This window comes from Limnobacter sp. UBA7229, assembly GCF_002473065.1.
GTDB classification, from domain to species: Bacteria; Pseudomonadota; Gammaproteobacteria; order Burkholderiales; family Burkholderiaceae_B; genus Limnobacter; species Limnobacter profundi.
Window position 1 is genome coordinate 1 of record NZ_DKTN01000006.1, and the last position, 20,758, is coordinate 20,758.

19 protein-coding genes are annotated in these 20,758 nt (G+C 52.1%); 11 read left to right on the top strand and 8 right to left on the bottom strand.

Features of this window, described 5'->3' with window-relative positions:
- The 7 genes from B4C79_RS03815 to B4C79_RS03845 form a co-directional block, all read left to right on the top strand.
- Window positions 1–637: ATP-binding protein (locus B4C79_RS03815; protein WP_291751228.1), on the top strand; the 637-nt coding region annotated here is incomplete at its 5' end.
- A 27-nt stretch (window positions 638–664) separates the two neighbouring features.
- Window positions 665–1,024 (top strand): hypothetical protein, encoded by a 360-nt coding sequence (locus B4C79_RS03820; RefSeq protein ID WP_171097045.1) that lies wholly within the window; start codon window positions 665–667, stop codon window positions 1,022–1,024.
- Window positions 1,025–1,115: 91 nt separating this feature from the next.
- Window positions 1,116–2,405 carry a TolC family protein gene (locus tag B4C79_RS03825; protein WP_171097043.1) on the top strand — a complete coding sequence of 430 codons (1,290 nt, stop codon included), beginning with the start codon at window positions 1,116–1,118 and terminating at the stop codon, window positions 2,403–2,405.
- 12 nt (window positions 2,406–2,417) lie between these two features.
- Window positions 2,418–3,911, top strand: coding sequence for an efflux RND transporter periplasmic adaptor subunit (locus B4C79_RS03830; RefSeq protein ID WP_291742611.1), 1,494 nt, complete (start codon window positions 2,418–2,420; stop codon window positions 3,909–3,911).
- Window positions 3,912–3,976: 65 nt separating this feature from the next.
- The gene (locus B4C79_RS03835) at window positions 3,977–7,150 is read left to right on the top strand and encodes an efflux RND transporter permease subunit (RefSeq protein WP_171097039.1); all 3,174 of its coding nucleotides are present in this window, start codon (window positions 3,977–3,979) and stop codon (window positions 7,148–7,150) included.
- Between the two features lie 9 nt (window positions 7,151–7,159).
- A complete protein-coding gene (locus B4C79_RS03840; RefSeq protein ID WP_105027835.1) occupies window positions 7,160–7,516 on the top strand; it encodes a DUF3147 family protein in 357 nt (118 codons plus the stop codon).
- 12 nt (window positions 7,517–7,528) lie between these two features.
- Window positions 7,529–8,443 (top strand): cation diffusion facilitator family transporter, encoded by a 915-nt coding sequence (locus tag B4C79_RS03845; protein WP_240965870.1) that lies wholly within the window; start codon window positions 7,529–7,531, stop codon window positions 8,441–8,443.
- Here the strand turns inward: B4C79_RS03845 and B4C79_RS03850 are convergent.
- Complete coding sequence (locus B4C79_RS03850; RefSeq protein WP_240605654.1) at window positions 8,435–8,545, bottom strand: MICOS complex subunit MIC60; 111 nt, start codon at window positions 8,543–8,545, stop codon at window positions 8,435–8,437. The two genes, B4C79_RS03845 and B4C79_RS03850, sit on opposite strands and share 9 nt — an antisense overlap.
- A gap of 219 nt (window positions 8,546–8,764) precedes the next feature.
- Between B4C79_RS03850 and B4C79_RS03855 the strand changes: the two genes are divergently transcribed.
- Window positions 8,765–9,493, top strand: a complete 729-nt coding sequence (locus B4C79_RS03855) for a phosphatase PAP2 family protein (RefSeq protein WP_171097035.1) — start codon at window positions 8,765–8,767, stop codon at window positions 9,491–9,493.
- On the opposite strand, the gene B4C79_RS03860 is transcribed toward B4C79_RS03855, so the two are convergent.
- The 3 genes from B4C79_RS03860 to B4C79_RS03870 form a co-directional block, all read right to left on the bottom strand.
- A complete protein-coding gene (locus tag B4C79_RS03860; RefSeq protein WP_171097032.1) occupies window positions 9,402–11,027 on the bottom strand; it encodes a phosphoethanolamine transferase in 1,626 nt (541 codons plus the stop codon). The genes B4C79_RS03855 and B4C79_RS03860 overlap by 92 nt on opposite strands.
- Before the next feature lie 117 nt (window positions 11,028–11,144).
- Window positions 11,145–12,428 (bottom strand): ATP-binding protein, encoded by a 1,284-nt coding sequence (locus B4C79_RS03865; RefSeq protein WP_291740430.1) that lies wholly within the window; start codon window positions 12,426–12,428, stop codon window positions 11,145–11,147.
- 32 nt (window positions 12,429–12,460) lie between these two features.
- A complete protein-coding gene (locus B4C79_RS03870) occupies window positions 12,461–13,192 on the bottom strand; it encodes a heavy metal response regulator transcription factor (protein ID WP_291740429.1) in 732 nt (243 codons plus the stop codon).
- A gap of 187 nt (window positions 13,193–13,379) precedes the next feature.
- On the opposite strand from B4C79_RS03870, the gene B4C79_RS03875 reads away from it, so the two are divergent.
- The 3 genes from B4C79_RS03875 (at window position 13,380) to B4C79_RS03885 (ending at window position 15,591) form a co-directional block, all read left to right on the top strand.
- A complete protein-coding gene (locus B4C79_RS03875) occupies window positions 13,380–13,691 on the top strand; it encodes a hypothetical protein (RefSeq protein ID WP_291740428.1) in 312 nt (103 codons plus the stop codon).
- Window positions 13,692–13,801: 110 nt separating this feature from the next.
- On the top strand, window positions 13,802–15,142 hold the full coding sequence (locus B4C79_RS03880; RefSeq protein WP_291740426.1) for an ABC1 kinase family protein: 1,341 nt from the start codon (window positions 13,802–13,804) through the stop codon (window positions 15,140–15,142).
- A 140-nt stretch (window positions 15,143–15,282) separates the two neighbouring features.
- Entirely contained in the window at window positions 15,283–15,591 is a 309-nt protein-coding gene (locus tag B4C79_RS03885; protein ID WP_171097021.1) for a DUF4148 domain-containing protein, read from the top strand.
- A 165-nt stretch (window positions 15,592–15,756) separates the two neighbouring features.
- Here the strand turns inward: B4C79_RS03885 and B4C79_RS03890 are convergent, their stop codons facing one another.
- Genes B4C79_RS03890 through B4C79_RS03905 form a run of 4 tightly spaced genes read right to left on the bottom strand, consistent with a single transcriptional unit; the run spans window position 15,757 to window position 20,758 of the window.
- Window positions 15,757–16,086 carry a YnfA family protein gene (locus tag B4C79_RS03890; protein WP_171097020.1) on the bottom strand — a complete coding sequence of 110 codons (330 nt, stop codon included), beginning with the start codon at window positions 16,084–16,086 and terminating at the stop codon, window positions 15,757–15,759.
- A 9-nt stretch (window positions 16,087–16,095) separates the two neighbouring features.
- Complete coding sequence (locus B4C79_RS03895; protein WP_240965866.1) at window positions 16,096–16,488, bottom strand: hypothetical protein; 393 nt, start codon at window positions 16,486–16,488, stop codon at window positions 16,096–16,098.
- Between the two features lie 25 nt (window positions 16,489–16,513).
- On the bottom strand, window positions 16,514–19,633 hold the full coding sequence (locus B4C79_RS03900) for an efflux RND transporter permease subunit (RefSeq protein ID WP_291740423.1): 3,120 nt from the start codon (window positions 19,631–19,633) through the stop codon (window positions 16,514–16,516).
- A 12-nt stretch (window positions 19,634–19,645) separates the two neighbouring features.
- Window positions 19,646–20,758: an efflux RND transporter periplasmic adaptor subunit gene (locus B4C79_RS03905; protein WP_291740422.1), complete on the bottom strand. Its 1,113-nt coding sequence runs from the start codon at window positions 20,756–20,758 to the stop codon at window positions 19,646–19,648.

Below are 20,758 nucleotides of genomic sequence, written 5' to 3' on the forward strand. Positions count from 1 at the left end.
TACACCACTGTCGAGCTTGACCATTAGCCATGAGCTGCTTCAACGCCGCAAACTGATCGAAGGTGAGGACCTTCAAAAAATTGTCGGTGATCACCTCGACGAACTCGACCGCATGGCACGAATTATTCGCAGCATGCTGTTCCTGGCCAATGCAAACCAGGGCAGAGAACTGCAACTTCAATCTGTGCCAAGTCTTCGTCAGCTGGTGGTATCAGTCGCGGAATACCTTGAACAGTTGGCCGAAGACAGAGATCTTCGCATCACAGTTAAAAGCGATGCCACGGTGGAGGCTGAAACCGAATTGATTAAACGAGCAGTGAGCAATTTGCTGTCCAATGCAATTCGGTATGCGCAGGCCAACACAGAAATTACCGTGCAAATTACCGGAGAAGCAGAGAGGGTGTGGATCAAGGTTTCGAATGAAGGCCCGACAATTGACCCAGTCAAACTGAACCGTTTGTTCGAACCCTTTTTCCGTGCTGAAGAGGGGCGAAGTGACACTGGGAGCAATCACGGACTTGGTTTGGCCATTGTGGCTGCAATTGCGAAACTGCATGGTGGTGATGTGTTTGCAAGCAGCGAAAATCAAGTTACGGTGATTGGCTTTTCGATTCACACAGAACCGCAATTGACATGAACACCGAAAAAATGACATCCTAATAACATGTATCGTTCATTCATCTTCATGTTCCTTATGTTTCTGCTGCCGCTCCAGGCCTCCTGGGGCGCGGTGGCGGATTATTGCGCGCATGACGAGCTTGCGCAACAATCATCACATTTCGGCCACCATCAAGATGAACATCATGCCCACGATAGCCAAGCTGATGCCGGTGACGATCAAGATAGCCAATATCCGCAAAACCACGACCATTCGCATTCATCCAGCTTTATCGGCTTTTCGGCTGACAACGCGAACGGCGTGATCATTGATTTCAGTTCACCCCAACAGGTGCTGAGCACTTCAAAGTATTCCTTTTTCTGTCAAACCCGCCCTGAACGCCCCAAGTGGCCTGTGTCTGCCTGATTACGGCGACACGACACCTGTCTTTACACCTCATTAAACGACTGCGTTAATTCGTCTCGCCGATTCTTTCCTTTGTACACCGGAGAAATCGATGCGAAAAATATTGCTAACGCTGGCTGCGACCGCGTTGCTGCCCAGTGCCGCCATGGCTCAGGGCAACACCCCCGAATACACCAGCAATGGGCTTAATTCCCCATCCGGGCAAGCCAGCTTGCCGCGAACAACAAACCTTACTTTGAACACCGCACTTGAAAGGGCCTATGCGGCAAACCCTGAACTGGCAGCGGCCCGAAATGCGCTGCTGGCACAAGACGGCACCATACGCCAGGCTGAAACCCGCCCCAACCCCGAATTACAGGCCCTGGTTGAAGACACGCGAAGTGCAACCCGCACCAGCACCCTGCAACTGAACCAGCGCATTGAACTGGGCGGAAAGCGTTCTGCTCGAATTGATGCAGCCGAGCGCGGCAAGAACCTTGCTGAAGCTGACCTTGCCATGGTGCGGGCCACCCTGCAAACCGAAGTCACCTCTGCGTTTTACGACACGCTGGTTGCACAGGAACGTGTGCGGCTTGCCCAATCTTCCATCGACCTGGCACAAAACGCCCAGCGCGCTGCACAAAAAAGGGTTGAAGCAGGCAAGGTATCGCCTGTCGAGGCCACCAAAGCGGGCATTGCATTGGCTGGCGCACGCGTGGATTATGCACGCGCTGAAAGTGCGCTGAAATCGTCTAAAAAACGTTTGGCCACCGCCATGGGAGAATCCCGGGTCGGTTTTGAAACCGTTGAAGGCAATCTTGAAAACCTGCCCGAGCTGCCCGCCATCGAGACACTGGAAGACAGGTTGCAGCAATCGCCTGCATACCGGAAAGCCCAAATTGAAGTGGACCGCCGCAAGGCCATTAGCGAGGTTGAACGCAGCAAAGGCGTACCCGATGTGACGGTGAGCCTTGGTGGGCGAAAAAATCAGGAACTTGGCTTGAACCAGGCCATTTTTGGGGTATCCATTCCCATCCCTGTTTTTGACCGCAACCAGGGCAACTTGCTTGAATCACTGCGACGCGCTGACCAGGCCAAAGATGAACTGACAGCAACGCAATACCGCTTGTCTCGCGATTTACAAGCCGCATACGAAAACCTGAGCGCGTCCCGCGAGGAATTCCTGGCCTTGCGTGACAGCATTTTGCCCAGTGCAGAAAGCGCCTACAACGCTGCAAGCAAGGGTTTCGAGATGGGCAAGTTCAGTTTTCTGGAAGTGCTGGACGCACAACGCACCCTGTTTGATGCCATGGCGCAAAGCCAGCAATCGCTCGCCCAATCCCACCGGTATGCCGCCGAACTGCAAGGGATTCTTGGGCAAACACCAGCCAATATTCAGTAGGACCACTTAATCATGAAACGCAATTTCAGCAAGAAACAAATCATTTCCATCGCCCTGCTTGTTGCAGTGGGTGCCCTGCTGCCAGCCCTTATTTTAACCACAGGCAATTCCCAGCCTGGGCAAACCAATGGCACACAACTTGAACAAGCCAACCCCAATGAACCTGTCAAAGGACCCAAAGGGGGCAAGTATTTCGCGCAAGACGGCTACGGGGTCGAGGTGACCATTTTTGAGGACGGTGTAGACCCCGAGTTCAGAATTTACACCTACAAAGACAACGCCTTGCTGCCCCCCGAGGCCACCAAGGCAAGTATTGAACTTGAGCGCTTGGGTCGAAAGCCGCAAACCATCAACTTTGCACCTGCAAACAATTTTTTGCGCGGCGATGCCGTAGTGTTTGAGCCCCATTCATTCCGTGTTGCCGTGAATGCGCAACACCAAGGCAAGCAATACCGCTTCGCTTATGACCAGATCGAGTTCCGAATCGACATGAGCGCCGAGCAAATGAAACAAAGCGGCATTGAACTGGCCACAGCCGGCCCGGCCAAAATCAAAAGCAGCATTGAATTGATCGGCGAAATCCAGTTCAACAGCGACAACACGGTACGCGTGGTGCCACGCTTGAGTGGCATTGTGGAATCTGCCCCCGTGAACGCGGGTGATCAGGTTAAAAAGGGACAAGTGCTGGCCGTAATTTCCAGCCAAACCCTGGCAGACCAGCGAACCGAGTTGCTGGCAGCGCAAAAACGCCTGGCATTGGCCAACATCACATTCGAGCGGGAAAAGAAACTGTGGGAAGACAAAATTTCAGCCGAGCAAGATTATCTGCAAGCGCGCAATACCAAGCAAGAGGCTGAAATTGCAGTGCTGAACGCACGGCAAAAGCTCGCCTCGATCAATGGCGGCGCCACCATTGGAAGCCAACTGACCCGCTATGAAATTCGGTCACCGATATCAGGCACCGTGGTGGAAAAAAACATTGCTTTGGGGCAGGCGTTGAAAGAAGACGCCAATATTTTCACGGTGGCCGATTTGTCCACCGTGTGGGCCGAAATGACGATTTACCCCAAAGACCTGAACACAGTGAAGGTAGGCCAGCAAGCCACCGTGAAAGCCACGGCATTTGAATCGGAAAGCGTGGGCAAAGTGGCGTATGTGGGTTCCCTGGTGGGTGAACAAACCCGCACCGCCACTGCACGCATTGTGTTGCCGAACCCCGATTCTGTGTGGCGTCCCGGGCTGCCAGTGAAAGTTGAACTGGTGGCCGAGGAAAGTGAAGTACCGGTTGCCATTTCAACCGAAGCCCTTCAAACCATTCTGGATGGACCGGCCGTGTTTGGTCGCTATGGCCAACAGTTTGAGGCACGCCCGGTTGAACTGGGCCGCAGCGATGGCAAAACCGTTGAAGTGTTGGGCGGCCTGGACGCGGGTGAGCAATACGCGGCAACCAACAGCTTCCTGATCAAGGCGGATATCGGCAAATCAGGGGCAAGCCATGACCATTGATTCAACGCTTGCCCACATCTGCACCACCCTTTGCCAATGCACGCAAACAGAGGAAGTACCGAATCATGTTTGAAAAAATAATCCGTTTCGCCATCGAACAACGATGGTTTGTGATGCTGGGAACCGTGGGCCTGATTGCCCTGGGTATTTACAGTTATCAAAAATTGCCAATAGACGCTGTACCCGACATTACCAACGTTCAGGTTCAAATCAACACCTCCGCACCAGGCTACTCGCCGCTGGAGTCTGAACAGCGCATTACCTTTCCCATTGAAACTGTGATGGCCGGTTTACCCGGCCTGCAGGAAACCCGTTCCATTTCACGCTACGGCCTGTCGCAGGTCACCGTGATTTTCAAGGAAGGCACCGACATTTATTTCGCTCGCCAACTGGTCAATGAACGCATTCAGCAAACCAAGGGGCAACTGCCCGCCGGAATCGATCCCGCGATGGGGCCAATTTCCACGGGTTTGGGTGAAATTTTCATGTGGACCGTGGAAACCAAAGAAGGGGCTTTGAAAGAAGATGGCACACCCTACACCCCCACGGATCTTCGGGAAATTCAGGACTGGATCATCAAGCCCCAACTACGCAATGTGCCCGGCGTCACCGAGATCAACACCATTGGCGGCTATGCCAAGGAATTCCAGATTGCACCCTCGCCCGACAAACTGGTTGCACAGGGTATTTCGCTGAAGGACTTGTTGCGGGCTGTTGAACAAAACAACAGCAATGTGGGCGCTGGTTACATTGAGAAACGGGGTGAACAGTATTTGATCCGTGCGCCGGGTCAGCTCAACAACATTGCCGACATTGAAAACGTGATTGTGTCAAACCGCGCCGGTGTGCCCATTCGCATTAAAGATGTTGCGCAGGTTTACATTGGCAAAGAACTTCGCACCGGTGCCGCCACAGAAAATGGCAGAGAGGTGGTGCTGGGCACGGTGTTCATGCTGATTGGTGAAAACAGTCGCGTGGTGTCGCAAGCGGTGTCAAAAAAACTGGAAGAAGTAAACCGGAACCTGCCGGAAGGGGTAGTTGCGCAAACCGTTTACGACCGCACGGTGCTGGTGGACAAAGCCATCAACACCGTGAAAAAAAACCTGATTGAAGGCGCCATTCTGGTAATTGCAATCCTGTTTCTTTTTCTGGGCAATATTCGCGCGGCCATCATCACGGCGATGGTAATTCCACTGTCCATGCTGTTCACGTTTTTTGGCATGGTCAATAACGGGGTTAGTGCCAACTTGATGAGCCTGGGCGCACTGGATTTCGGCATCATCATTGACGGTGCCGTGGTCATTGTTGAAAACTGTGTGCGCCGCTTGGCCCATGCACAAACCAAAGCGGGGCGAACACTCACGCGCAAGGAACGCTTTCATGAAGTGTTTCTGGCCTCCAAGGAAGCGCGACGATCCCTGCTGTTCGGCCAACTCATCATCATGGTGGTTTACCTGCCCATTTTTGCGCTCACCGGTGTGGAAGGAAAAATGTTCCACCCCATGGCCTTCACCGTGGTGGCGGCACTGCTGGGTGCCATGATTCTCTCGATCACCTTCATTCCGGCAGCGGTGGCTTTATTGATCACCAACAATGTCAGCGAGAAAGAAAACCGCATCATGACGTGGGCAAAGCGTGGATACGAACCCGCACTGGTCAAGTCCATGGCCAACAAACCGGTGGTGCTTTCAATTGCCGTGGTGTTGGTGGTTTTATCGGGTTTGCTGGCAACCCGCATGGGCAGCGAATTTGTGCCCAGCTTGAATGAAGGCGACATTGCCTTGCATGCCCTGCGTATTCCGGGCACCAGCTTGAGCCAGGCCATTGGCATGCAAACTGAACTGGAAAAAACAATCAAGCAGTTTCCTGAGGTGGACCGTGTATTTGCCAAAATTGGCACGGCCGAAATTGCAACCGACCCAATGCCACCAAACGTGGCAGACAATTTCGTGATGCTGAAACCCACCTCGGAATGGCCAGACCCCAGCCGCAGCAAAACCGACCTGGTGGAAGCCATGCAAACCGCTGTCATGAAAATACCAGGCAACAACTATGAATTCACCCAGCCCATTCAAATGCGATTCAATGAATTATTGTCGGGTGTGCGAAGTGATGTGGCTGTGAAAGTATTTGGTGATGACCTGGACACACTGAATACCGTGGCCGGAGAAATTTCCGAAGTGCTGGAAAAAGTCGATGGCGCAGCAGACGTGAAAGTAGAACAAACCACGGGCCTGCCCATGCTGACCGTTCAAATTGATCGCGAAAAAACTGCACGGTTTGGCATCAACGTGACCGATGTTCAAAACACCGTTGCCATGGCCGTTGGCGGGCAGGAAGCAGGTGTGCTGTTTCAGGGCGATCGCAGGTTTGACATCACCGTGCGCTTGCCCGAAGCGCTGCGAAACGACCTGCAGGCCATTGCGCGGCTGCCCATTCAGTTGCCAGGCAGTACGGCTGGCAGCGACATGCCCCTGTTTGTTCAACTGGGCGATGTGGCAAGCCTGGACATCGCACCCGGGCCAAACCAAATCAGCCGGGAAAATGGCAAGCGCCGCGTGGTGGTAACCGCCAACGTGCGTGGCCGCGACATTGGTTCATTTGTGGCCGATGCTCAAAGCCAGATTCAGCAGAAGGTGAAAGTACCAGCAGGCAACTGGATCAGCTGGGGGGGTACGTTTGAACAGTTGCAATCGGCCTCCAAACGACTGCAAATTGTAGTTCCGCTGTCACTGTTTCTGGTATTCCTGTTGTTGTTCATCATGTTCAACAACGTTCGGGATGGTTTGATTGTGTTCACGGGTGTACCGTTTGCATTGACTGGCGGTATTTTGGCCTTGTGGTTGCGCGACATTCCATTGTCAATTTCAGCGGGGGTGGGCTTCATTGCACTTTCTGGTGTGGCGGTGCTGAACGGGCTGGTGATGATTTCATTTATCCGCAGCCTGCGCGAGGAGGGCATGCCCTTAGACAAGGCCATTCATGACGGTGCCATGACACGGCTTCGCCCGGTGCTGATGACCGCGCTGGTGGCTTCACTTGGCTTTATTCCGATGGCGATTGCCACGGGTACCGGCGCTGAGGTTCAACGGCCCCTGGCCACAGTAGTAATCGGGGGAATTCTGTCATCAACCGCCCTTACCCTGCTGGTGCTTCCCATTCTTTACCGGTTGACCCACCGCAAGGAAGAGGAAATGAACGTTACTGATCAACAAGCAAAACCTGCTTACAACACATAGGCTAGCAACATGGGCTGGATTATTTTGAAGTACCTGACCACCGCAGGCCTGGTGGTCCTTATTTCCGAAGTGGCCAAGCGCAGTGACAAACTGGGCGCGTTGATCGCAGCGTTGCCCATGGTCACGGTGCTGACGCTGATTTGGCTTGCTGTTGAAAAGGCACCGCAGGAAAAAATTGCCAACCACGCCTACCTGACATTCTGGTATGTGCTGCCCACCCTGCCCATGTTTTTGGCCTTCCCCTGGCTGTTGCCCAAGGTGGGGTTTGTGTTCTCGCTGGCGGGCAGCGCATTGCTTACTCTGGTTTGCTTCGCCATAACAGTGAAAGTGGCAGCGGGTTTTGGTGTTCAACTTTGGTTTAAATAAGGGGTAGACAATATGGGCGCAGGACATTCCCATGATGTGAAAGTAGAAGGATACGAAAAACCGCTGTGGATCACCTTGATACTCACCACCAGCTTCATGGTGGCCGAAGTTGTGGGCGGCATATTTACCAACAGCCTGGCTTTGATTTCCGATGCGGCACACATGTTCACCGACTCTGCGGCGTTGGCCATTTCCTTGGCAGCCATTCAAATTGGAAAACGCGCGGCTGATTCAAAACGTACATTTGGCTACCACCGTTTCGAAATTCTGGCGGCTGCTGTCAATGCCATTCTGCTGTTCGGGGTGGCCATTTACATTCTGATAGAGGCGTACCTGCGAATATCGAATCCACCCGATATTCAGTCGAACGTGATGCTGATTGTTGCCTCACTTGGCCTGCTTGTGAATTTGATCTGCATGAAAATCCTGAGCGGCTCGAAAGACGACAATCTGAATATGAAGGGTGCCTACCTGGAGGTGTGGGGCGACATGCTGGGATCTGTGGGCGTGATCGTGGGTGCCTTGTTGATTCGATGGACGGGTTGGGGCTGGATCGACTCCGTAATTGCCGTGGGCATCGGGCTTTGGGTGCTGCCACGTGCGTGGGCCCTGTTAAAACAAAGCACACATATTTTGCTGGAGGGCACACCGGAACATTTGAACATTGACGAGATCAAGCAGGCACTGTCAAGTCACTGGGGCGTGGACAGCATTCATGATTTGCATGTGTGGTCCATTTCCAGCGGCAAGTCCAGCTTGTCAGTTCATGTGGTATGCCAGCACCGGGAGGTGGATTGGACTGATTTGCTTCAACAAATTCGCACCATGCTAGCAAACCGGTTTGACTTGCACCACACCACCATTCAGCTTGAGGCTACACCGTGTAGCGATGCAAGTGGAGAACACAGCTACACCGGCTCACCATGAAGCGCCCAGGTCTGCCGGGTTGTTGCTGGCATATGCGAGGCTTCCCCCGGCAATCGCGCTTGCGGTTACAATCAGGGCGGTAAACAATTTTCTCTGTTTCATAATTTCACCCCGTAGTTGAAAGTCAATCAAGCAGGTTTGCTTGTGACAGTTCCTACTTTGCCCATGCAAACTTAGCGCAACATTAGATGCGTTTCTGCATCGATGAGTTTTTGAAACTTCCCGGAATCCCTCTTTCTCGGCCCCAGCGAGCCGGTTAAACTGCTCTTATCGCATCAACCCGGTGTAGTGTGGCTACCCTCTCAGGGCCAGGAGATCAATTTGCTGTTTGAAAACCCAACCCGAATTCACCACTGGGCAGCCTGGGCACTGCTAGGTCTGTTCATTGTTTTTCTTAACCGCTACACGGGCTGGGACCAGGCCATTTCGAATGTATTTTTTGATCCGCAGGCAGCGAATTTTCCATTGAAACAAAACCAGTGGCTTGGCCTTCTTCTACACGATGGTTTGCGTTGGCTTGCGGCTGGCATTTGGCTGGGTTTTGGTTTTCTGTTGTGCTTAAAACCTTTCAGGCTGAAATATGGGGGAGCAATTGTTTTTATTCTGCTGGTCAGCTTGCTGACCGCACTGGTGGTCAGCATACTGAAGGCCCAGTCCGTGCACAGTTGCCCTTGGGATTTGAAGCTGTACGGCGGAACAGCCGATTATTTCCGATTGTTTCAAAACACCCGTGTTGTTGCGAACCCGGGACCCGGAAAATGCTTTCCCAGCGGGCACGCATCCACCGCATTCATGTGGATTGTGTTGTTGTACAGCCCAATGCCGTGGTTGAGGCAACACCGCAGCACAATGACCATCGCGGTGCTGTTGATGGGTGGGCTGGCTGGCGGCGTGCAAATTGCCAAGGGTGCCCATTTTGTAAGCCATGTACTGGCCACAACATGGCTTTGCTGGGGTGTTACCTTGTTTGCCCTTGCTGCTCAAAATGAGCTTTCAAAGCATTGGTGCGCTGCGTGCAAACGCCACTTTCAACCTCGAAAGTCAACATAAGTGCGCAGAACAAGTCGTCGTGCGTGAAAGGATAATCCTTGACCAGCCTCAAGTCGTCAGTACGGTAGTCAAAGTTTTTTCCAAACCACAACACCGAAGCCACATGGGTTTGTTCCCTGGGCGAAAACACATACGGTGCGCCATGCAAATACATGCCTTGCTCACCCAGGGACTCGCCGTGGTCGCTCACGTAAAGCATTGCAGTTTCATGGCTTGAGTCGAATTTTTTCAGCAAAGCAATGGTTTGCGCCAAAAAATGATCTGTGTACGAAATTGCATTGTCGTAGGCGTTGTTGATTTCCTCGTCGGTGCATTTTGACAATTCATTGGTTTTGCACACAGGCGTAAACCGCTCAAACTCTGGCGGGTAGCGTTTGTAGTAAGCGGGGCCATGGTTGCCCATTTGATGCAACACAATCAACAGGTCTTTACCGGGGTGTTTTCGTATGTGGTCTTCAAGCCCAACCAGCATGCCGGCGTCTCGGCATTCAGAATCGCAAACCGGGTTGATGGCCGGGTCGCGAAAATTCTCGTAGGGCAAACGAAGGGCAACGCCTTTGGAATCGGAATTGTTGTCGCGCCACAAAATTTCAACGCCCTGGCGTTTCAGCACATCCAGCACGTTCTCGAATTGATTGACTTTATCACCATCGAAGCCATCGTGCCCAGCCAGTGAAAACATGCAGGGCACCGACACGGCGGTTGATGTACCGCAGGAAGTAACATTGCCCAGAGAAACCACATCTTCTTTGTCCAACATGGGGTTGGTGGGCTTGGTGTAGCCATTCAGTGCAAACCGGTCGGCACGCGCCGTTTCGCCCACCACCAAAACAATCAGTTCCTTGGGGTGCAGCGGGGGTTCATCATTCAATGCAGCGTCTGGCGCCACTGCCTGCACCACCACGGGGCCAGCACTGCCTTTGATTTTGCTGCTGGCCAAGCGAATGGCTGAGTAGGTGAAATACGTGGGGTTGGCGTAAAAGCGCAGGCTTTTGTGTTCACGGAAAAATGAAGCGTATTGGGAGGTAAAAGGCACAATCAACAACACCATGCCTGCCAGCAAACACACACTGAACAATGCCTTGGCGCGAAGTTCTGTTGCAAGGCCCTTTGCCCTGGGCATGCGCCGCAGCACATACCAGGCAGGTAACACACCCAGAACCAACAAGTACAACAGCATGGAAATCGAAAACAGGTCGCCTGCCTCGGCCGCATTGGTTTGCAAGGTGTTTTCCAGCATGGTTTGGTCAATCACCGTGCCGTAGGTCGACATGAAATACGCCGCCATGCTTGAAGCAATCAAATAAAAAGCCAATACCCAAGGCGCTGCACGCCCATGGCACAACCATACCAACAACAAAGTGGTGGCGAGGGTAAACAACAAAAATACGGATGCAACAAACAACACATTGCCATCGAAGAGGGGATAGGCTTGCATCAAGCGGCTTGTAAAACTACCGTTGGCCAAAAGCATAAGGAACGCAGAAACACCCGCTATCCAACGGTTTTGCGGATTGAAAATATTGCGCCACATGGTGTTGTTCCTGATCAATACGGCCAGCAAAGGCGACTTTTATTTTGGTGTCGAAATTGTACACCGATGCCACTGATTTACCCCTAGCTTGGCCTCCAGGCGACTTGATCCAGCTCGTTATTGTTTCACTGAAAACCCGATGCGTACCCATTCCCCATCGCACTGGGCAAAGGGTTCACCCCCATGCAAACGGGCAATGGCAGCCACAATCGCCAAGCCCAGACCATGGTTATGCCCACTTTCATTGCGCGATTGATCTACCCGGTAGAAAGGCTCAAACAAATGAGGCACGCTACGCTGGGGAATACACACGCCTTTGTTGCTCACGGTAACGTTGACCAAGCTACTGGTATGCGCAGGTTCAATGTGAATGTGAATTGTGCTGCCCTCTTCGGCATAGCGAATGGCATTGGACACGAGGTTGGACAAAGCCCGCTTGACCAATTCGGAATCAATGCGTGCTGAAGCATCGCCGTGTAATTCAAAGTGCAAATGCTTTTCCTCCAGCATGGCCTCCATGTAGTCCATCACCGTCATCACTGGTTCACTCAACTTTTCAACCCAGCGAAAATCGTTGTACTGTCCCTGGCTGGCATGCGACAAAAACAGCATGCTTTGAATAATGCGGTTCATGCGTTGCAGTTCTTCAAGGTGGCTGTGCAAGGCTTCTTTCAAATGCTCCGGATCGGGGTTCTTCTCGCGCAGCAACAACTCGTGGCTCACGGTAAGGCTGGACAAGGGCGTGTTCAACTCGTGTGCCACGTTGGAATTAAACGAACGCAATTGCTCCTGGTATTGACCCACCTTGCCCATCAGCTTGTTGAACTGCTCAACAACCGGGTAAAGCTCCTCGGGTTCATGGTCACTTTTGATTCTGGCGTTGATATCTGAAGGATCAAAGTCTGCAATTTTCCGCCCAAACTTGTTCAGGGGTTTCAGTTCAAAACGTGCCAAGGTGCCGCTCAGCAGCATAATGAAAAAACCCCAAACCACCGTCACCGCCGTAAACAGCAAAGCAATAAACTTCAAAAATCTTTTGTCTTCAGACACGTCCATGGCCAGCTCAAGATCGTTCATGGGCATGCTGCCCCCCAATCCATTCAAGGGGTGCATGTAGCTCACTTTGTGCTTCACCTGGCTTAACAACAACTGCGGGCCATATAGCACTTGCCCGTTTTCGCCATGCACTTTGGCACGCACGTTGCCAAGGCTTAACAGCAATTCGTCTACCCGGCTCCACATTTCAGTGGGCAAAAGCTCGCTGTTGCGGCCCAACACCTGTTCAACACTGGAAGCTGCGCGGCTGAGTGTGTCCTGATGCCGCATGTCTTGCCACATGCAAATGGCCTGGTAACTGATGATGGCGATAATGCCCACACCCAGAATACTGAGTATCGACATTTGCAATGAAGATCGCCTTGCTATTGAACGCCTCACGATGGAAGGTCCCCTACGGCCTGCTCATTGGCCTGCTCAACCACCGCGCGTTGTTCCAGCACATAGCCCATGCCACGCACGGTGTGCAACAAAGGCTGGTCAAAAGGTTCGTCCATTTTGCTGCGCAAGCGCCGAACCGCCACATCCACCACATTCGTTTCACTGTCAAAGTGCATGTCCCACACCAGTTCTGCCAACTCGGTGCGCGAAAGCACCTCGCCTTTTCGGCGCAACAGCAACCACAACAGGCTGAATTCTTTGGCGGTCAAACGCAAGTCTTGCCCAGCCCGTTTGGCCTGGCGCTTTACGGCGTCCAATTCAAGATCCGCCAGGCCGAGGTGGCTGCTGTCGGCAGCGGCACTGGGTTGGCCTTGCGCACGGCGGGCCAATGCATGCACACGGGCCACCAATTCAGAGAAAGCGAAAGGCTTGGTCAGGTAATCGTCGGCACCCGCCTGCAAACCTTTCACACGGTCTTCAACCATGGAACGGGCCGTGAGCATAAGTACGGGAATGTTCATGGTTTGGCGCAAGGCGGCCAAAACGCCCAAGCCATCCAGGTCGGGCAACATGCCATCTAGGATAATGAGTTCGTAATGGCCCTCGGTGGCCAGGTGCAAACCGTCAATGCCGTTGTGGGCAACATCCACCACAAAGCCTTCCGAGCTCAACCCTTTCTGAAGGTAGCTGGCCAGTTTTTTTTCGTCTTCAATCACCAGAATTTTCATCGAAACTGCACCGCTGCGGCCAAGTAAACACAACACGCAGTATAGAAGCTAGGCCGATATTTTTAAATTACAAATTTGTAATGTGCCTGTGGGCACTTGGTAATTCGAGGCTGCGTAAAGTACGACTCATGCCAACGCAATAACGCAACGGCAAAACTTAGTGAAGTACCTCAAAAGGAGATTTACCATGAACGCACGTCAATTGATCGCTACCTCCGTATTGGCCATTTCAGCATCTGTACCAGCCGTGGTCATGGCCAACCCAGCAACTCAGCAAGGCGATGGCACCAGCCACGTGGTGGCAGCCGAAAGTCAGCGTAACCAAGCTACACGCCAAGCTGTGTTGAATGAATATCAGAAGGCAGTACAAACCGGCGAATTCAGCCCCGCGGCAGGTGATGCGAGTGTTACCGTTCAAACTGCAAAGTCGACCGTCACTCGTGCTGAAGTCATCAGCAAGATCAACGGTGTAGACCTGACCGAAGGTGATGCCAGCTAAATGGTAAAAACCGGGTAGTCTGCCGGTTTTCAAAGGGCGCCTGTGATTCCCCGCACAGGCGCCTTTTGTTTTAACATGAGCTTAACCTTTGCTTCAAAGCAGTACTTTCCATGTCGTCCAGCAAGAAACCTCCCGCCTTTAACCATTCAAACGAATCCGCTGTGCCTTCGGGCCGCTTCGCCCGTTTAAGCCGGTTTGGTGCCTTGGCCACCACGGTGGCAGGTTCGGTGGTTAAGAACGGCACCAAACAATTGGCACAGGGAAAGCGGCCCAAGCTGAGCAGCCTGTTGCTGACCCCCAAAAACGCTCTGCGCGTGGCCGACCAGTTGGCACAACTGCGCGGTGCGGCCATGAAACTGGGGCAACTTGTGTCGATGGACGCAGGCGACATGCTGCCACCCCAACTGGCTGAAATTATGGCCAGGCTTCGGCAAGACGCCAAACACATGCCTCGCAAACAACTGCTCGCCGTGCTGGAAAAAGAATGGGGCGAGAACTGGCGCGAGAGGGTGCGCGAATTTAACCTGACGCCGATTGCCGCCGCATCAATTGGGCAGGTGCATGAGGCCATTTCATTGGACGGCGAGAAGCTGGCTGTCAAAATTCAGTACCCGGGTGTGCGCGACAGCATCGACAGCGACATCGACAATGTGGCCACCATTTTGCGCTTCACGGGCTTGGTACCCAAAACATTCGATTTAGCCGCACTGCTTGCTGAAGCAAAGAAGCAGTTGCATGAAGAGGCAGATTACCTACGGGAAGCTGAGTACATCGCGAAATACACCGAAGCACTGGGCGAAGACGAACGGTTTGAAGTTCCCACGGTCAATACCCGCTTAACCACACGCGGCATATTGGCCATGCGTTATGTGGAAGGCGTACCGATCGAACAAATGGCGCACGCTACCCAACCGGTTCGCGACAAAATTGCCACCATGCTGTTCGAATTGTTGTTCAAAGAATTGCTGGGCATGCGCTTGATGCAAACTGACCCGAATTTTGCGAACTACCGTTACAACCCAAAAACCGGCAAAGTGGTGCTGCTTGATTTTGGTGCCACCCGCAGTTTTGATAAAGAACTGGTGGACGGTTATGTGGACGTGATGAAAGCTGCACAGGCAGGCAGCCGCAGCCTGATGGAAAAGGCCGCGACCCGCATTGGCTATTTCGATTCAAGCACGCAAACCCACCACAGGGAGTTGGTACTTGACTTGATGGATTTGGCCTGCGAGCCTTTTTGCACCAAGGGTTGTTTTGATTTTGGCAACACCGACCTGGCTGCGCGAATTCGCGACAAAGGCTTTGAACTGGGCGAAGACCGAAAGTTCTGGCACGCCCCGCCCATTGACTGCCTGTTCATTCACCGCAAACTGGGTGGGCTGTTTTTGCTGGTCACCCGCTTGAAGGCCAAGGTACACGTCGCAGCATGCGCTGGATGCATTAAATCGTAATAGTTTTGTTACAAATTTGTAATGTTCATGTGGGGTCTTGGTCATTCGTACCTGCGTAAAGTACAACTCATGCCAACGCAATAAAGCAAAGGCAAACACTTAACGCAGTACCTTATTTTTACAATCCAAGGAGATACACCATGAACGCACGCAACCTGATCGCCACTTCTGTTTTGGCCCTTTCAGCAACTGTTCCAGCAATCGCTTTTGCAAACAGCCCTACAAACCATGGCGATGCAACAGACCACGTCGCACAATATTCACAGCGCGACCAAGCTACACGCCAGGAAGTACAGCGCAACTACCAGCAAGCTGTTCAAGCAGGTACATTCAACCCAGTAGCGGGTGATGAGACTGTTATTGCAACCGAATCAAAGTCCACTGTCAGCCGTGCTGAAGTGCTCAGCAAGATCAACGGCGTAGACCTGACCGAAGGCGACGCCAGTTAATTTGAACAATCAACCTTGAGTTGATTTCCCTTGAAGGCGCATGTGATTTCACTCACATGCGCCTTTGATACTTTTGTTCATCTGAATCTTGAGCCGCGCAGAAATGGGTTGCCTGTGTAGCCTTCAGGTGTATACGGCAACATCCGCAAGATGATTACCAAACACCTACACCCTGGGCTGAAGCATGATGATTGCCATCCCTGCCAAGGCTAGCCCTGCACCTGCAATATCCCACCGGGTTAAGTTGATACCCTCGATCCAGTAAAGCCAGAGCAAAGCCACGCTGATGTACATGCCGCCATAGGCGGCATACGTGCGGCCAGCAGCTGAAGGGTGCAAAGTCAACAGCCAGGCAAATAAAACAAGAAACCCGATGGCCGGGAGCCACAACCATGGGGACTTGTCCTGTTTCAGAATCAGCCAAGGCAAATAGCAGCCCAAAATTTCAGAAACGGCCGTCACTGCAAACAATGCAGAAAATTTGATCAGCTCCATTTCCCAAACTCAGTTTGTTTTAAATCGAACGGTGGCTTTCTTCTTGTTGGCGAATTCCACTGTGGCCACTGCGGTGTAGCCAGATCCCTTCAAATCCACACCCTCACCCGACAAAAGCACCCCCTGGCCAGCCAGTGTTCTTTCCATTTTTTGATCGGCCACCAGAAACACCACTTTGGCCTTGGCTTTGCTCAAGTCAATCACCTTGCCGTGATCATTTGCATGCAATTGAACATTTTCCGACCTCACCACCAATTCATACTCGATGTGGTTGGCTTCAACCACTACACCGCCATGTTTGGGCTCAAGTTTGTGCTCATCTTTTTCCTGTGCCACAGCAAAGCCTGAACTCAAGGCCAAAACAAGACCGAAACTTGTTGTCAGCAATTTGATTGATTTCATCGTCATCCCCTTTCCGTTAAAAAAATTACAATGCTTGAGCATCGGATTGCTCCATTAACCTTTCCGCGTCTTTGCGCCCAAAAACCCAAAACAATGCTGGCGTTAAAAAGGTATCCAGCAAGGTTGAACTGATCAGACCAGCAAAAATTACAACTGCAACCGGGTGCAAAATTTCGGTGCCCGGGCGCTCTGCCTCAAACAGCAATGGTGCCAAAGCAAATGCAGTGACCAGTGCCGTCATCAACACGGGACTTAACCGTTCCATGGATCCGCGCACGATCATGGACTGGGTAAAACTCTCGTGTTCGAATCGCATCAGGTTGATGTAGTGGCTCACCTTCAAAATGCCGTTGCGAACTGAAATACCCGCAAGCGTGATAAAACCAATCAATGCAGCCACTGACAAAGGCTGTCCGGATAACCACAAGCCAAGAACTGCACCCACCATGGCCAATGGAATATTGCCCATGATGATGGCCGACAAGCGCACCGACTGATAACGGCTGTAAAGCACCGCAAACATCAGCACGAGTGAAATGATTGACAGAAAACCGACTAAGCGTGTGGCTTCTTCCTGAGCCTCAAACTGGCCGCCCAGAGTAATGAAATAGCCTTCCGGTAAATTAGTATTTGCAACTGTGGTACGAATGTCTTCAACCACTTCGGAAAGCGCTCTGCCTTGGGCGTTGGCAGAAATCACGATTCTCCGTTTGCCATCATCACGACTTATCTGGTTGGGGCCATCACTGTCTTCAATGCTGGCCAACAAAGACAATGGAACTGCACCCAAGGGGGTCGGTATCAGCAAAGTCTTGAGTTGCTCCAAACTGCGGTCTTTTTCTGCCAGTTTCAAAACCAGGGCAAAACGCCGGTTGCCTTCAACCACCTGAGTGATTTTCTCGCCCTCAATCAAAGCCTGTAGAGAATGCAACACTTCCGATGAAGACACACCATACCGGGATGCGGCATCGTAGTTGATCCGCACTTTGATCTCTGGTGCGAGCACCTGCTTCTCAACTTCAAGGTCAACCAGTCCATCGATTGTTGACAGCTCTGCACGCAGAGTTTCAGCGGTGCCACGCAAGGTATCCAAGTCTTCCCCAAATACCTTGATCGCGATTTGCGAGCGCACCCCAGACAACATGTGATCAATGCGATGTGAAATGGGCTGCCCCACCGCAATGGCTGCTGGCAGGTTCTGGAGTCGTTCGCGTATTTCCGCTTGTAACTCCGCCATGGGGCGTGTCATGTCACCGGCGGGAATCAAACCCAAATCCAGTTCAGACACGTGAACACCTTCAGCATGTTCATCCAGCTCCGCACGACCACTTCGCCGTCCAATGTGCGTAATTTCTGGAATGTCTTTGAGCAACACTTCCGCTTGAGAGGCCAATTTGGAGGACTCATCCAAAGTGACGCCAGGATTTAACCTCATACCGATCAGCAAGGTGCCTTCATTGAAAGGCGGAAGGAATGTTTTAGCAAAAAATGGTACAGATGCGCCTGCAACAATTACTGCAATCACACCGGCCCAAATTGCCGCTTTCGAGTTATTGAGTACACCAGACAAGCCAACCTGATACTTGGATTTTAACCAAGCCAACACGCGGGTGTCGCCATGATCAAGATCCTTGATGCCAGGCAACAGGTAATACGACAACACGGGTGTCACCGTGACAGAAACCACCAGCGATGCAAGGGTAGATACGATAAATGCAATGCCCAGCGGAACAAACAACTTGCCTTCAATGCCGGGCAACGCGAACAAGGGGATGAACACCAACACAATAATCACGGTGGCGTACACAATACCTGTTCTTACTTCAAGCGATGCTTTGCGCACCAGGCCAACCAGGTCAAATGGCATGCCTGGATGTTTCGCCCGTTGTTCCTTCAGGCGGCGAAGAATATTTTCTACGTCGACCACGGCATCATCGACCAAACCACCAATGGCAATGGCCAACCCACCCAGCGTCATGGTGTTGATTGACAGCCCGAAATACTCAAACACCAGTGCTGTGATGAAAATAGACACGGGGATGGCAACCAGTGCAATTACGGTCGGGCGAATCGTACCCAAAAAGAAAAACAGCACAGCAGCGACAAATATCGAAGCGCCAATCAGCTTTCCTTGCAGAGTAGAAATTGAGGCTTCAATGAAACTGGCCTGCCTGAAAGTCACACGCGGTGTTTCCATTCCTTCTGGCAAGCTGCTGCCCATGGAAACCAGGGCCTCTTCAATCCTTTTGGTTAAGGCAATGGTGTCAGCGCTTGGCTGCTTTTGTACGCCCAAAATTACAGCGGGTTTGCCTTCAAACCCGGCATCACCCCGTTTAACTGCGGCCGCAAAATCCACCTTGGCGACTTGCTTGAGCAGCACTGGCACACCGTCTTTTGAACCTACAGCCACCTTTCCAAGGTCCTCCAAAGAGGACGTTCTTCCAAGGTTTCGAATCAAGTACTCACGGCCATTAAGCGCCAAAAATCCGCCCGATGTATTGGATGCAAAACCGCTCAAGGCCTGCTGCAGGTCCTCAATGGTAATACCCAAATTAACCATCCGCTGCAAATCTGGTTGAACCTGAAACTGGCGTACTTCACCACCAATCGGGATCACCTGTGCCACGCCTTGAATCGATAACAATCGGGGGCGAAGCACCCAATCAGCATACTCGCGCACTTGCATGGGTGTGGTCTTGCTCGAATCAATCGGTATGGCGATTTGCATGATCTCGCCCATGATTGAACTGACTGGCCCCATCACCGGCGCCACGCCTGCAGGAATGGATTCCTCCAGGCTGGAAAGCCGCTCAGATACCATTTGACGTGCCCGATAAATCTCAGTATCCCAATTGAAAGTCACGTAAATGAACGAGAGTCCGGCACTGGATACCGAGCGAATGACCTCGACACCCGGAAGACCGTTCAAAGCTGTTTCCAAAGGAAACGTAATTAATTGTTCGACTTCCTCCGAAGCCATACCACCGGCTTCAGTAATCACGGTCACCGTTGGTTTGTTCAGATCGGGAAATACATCAACCGGTGTTTGGGTCAGCGTATAGGCCCCATACACGGTCAAAATAAGCGCGCCGAGAAGTACCAGCAGCCGGTTCTTCAGGCTGCTGTCCAATAACATTTGAAACATGTCGGCGCCCCCTTATCGAACCTGGTTGATCAAGGTCGAACCTTGAATCACCACGCGTTCATCACCGGTCAGACCGCTTCGTACCAAAACCTCAACGCCGTTCAACGGCTCAGTCAACACCACCTTGGGCTCGAACAGTTCCGGTTCTTTCTTGACCCATACAATGGTTTGATTGGCAGCGTTTTTAACCACCGCAGCACTGGGTATGGCAATACCGTCTATCTGATCTACTAGCTCCCCATATACTTTCAAAAGTTGCCCTGTCGGAAAGCGGATACTCTCAACATCGCGGGCTTCAAATACCAAAGACAGCGACTGATTTTTTACGCTGCTGGCTGCACCCACGTAATTTAGTTTTAAAGTTTTTTCACCTGCAGGAATCTGAGCGGAGGAAAACTGGGGAACAGCGTTGGGCTCAAACCAAGTGGCTTCAATACGAACCACTTTGGGATTCACGATTTCAAACAGCACATCGCCTTCAGAAAACACCTTGCCAGCAATTGCTGCCGTCGAAGCCACAACGCCGTTTGACAAAGAACGAAGCTCTTCGCGCGAGCCAATACCGCCAGATAACGCAGACACTTGCTCACCAAGGCTTTGTACCTGCGCTTGGGTGGCTTGAATTTCTTTCTTGGGTACGGTGTCGGCCAGTAGGGTTAACCTTTCCAAGCGTTGTTTGGCCAACGCCAGTTCAGATTTCAATTGCGACAATTGAGCCAATTGAGCTGACTTTTCCAAGGGGGCTTGGGGCGTCTGGATGAATCCCAAAACTTGCCCTTTTTTTACTGGCTCTCCCAGTTGCGGAACACCAGCACTCGAAGGCACAAAAAAGCCCCCTAGGCTGGTTTGTACTACACCGCCCGATTGGGGATCTAGTGCCACTTGACCGTTCATTTCAATTACTTTGGCCTGAGGTTTTACTTGAACGACTTGTGTTCGCAAGTCCAACTGCCGCTGTGCAGGTTTTGGCAGGAACACCTCGCCTGTAGCGAGTCGCTTAGGACCGTCCCCAGTGCTTGCAACAGGTGCTTCGTCGCCGTGATCGTGCCCAGGGCCCGCGTACACAGAAAGCGGTGCTGACAAGCTGAATGCCAATACAGAGAGAACAAACTGTTTTTTCAACAT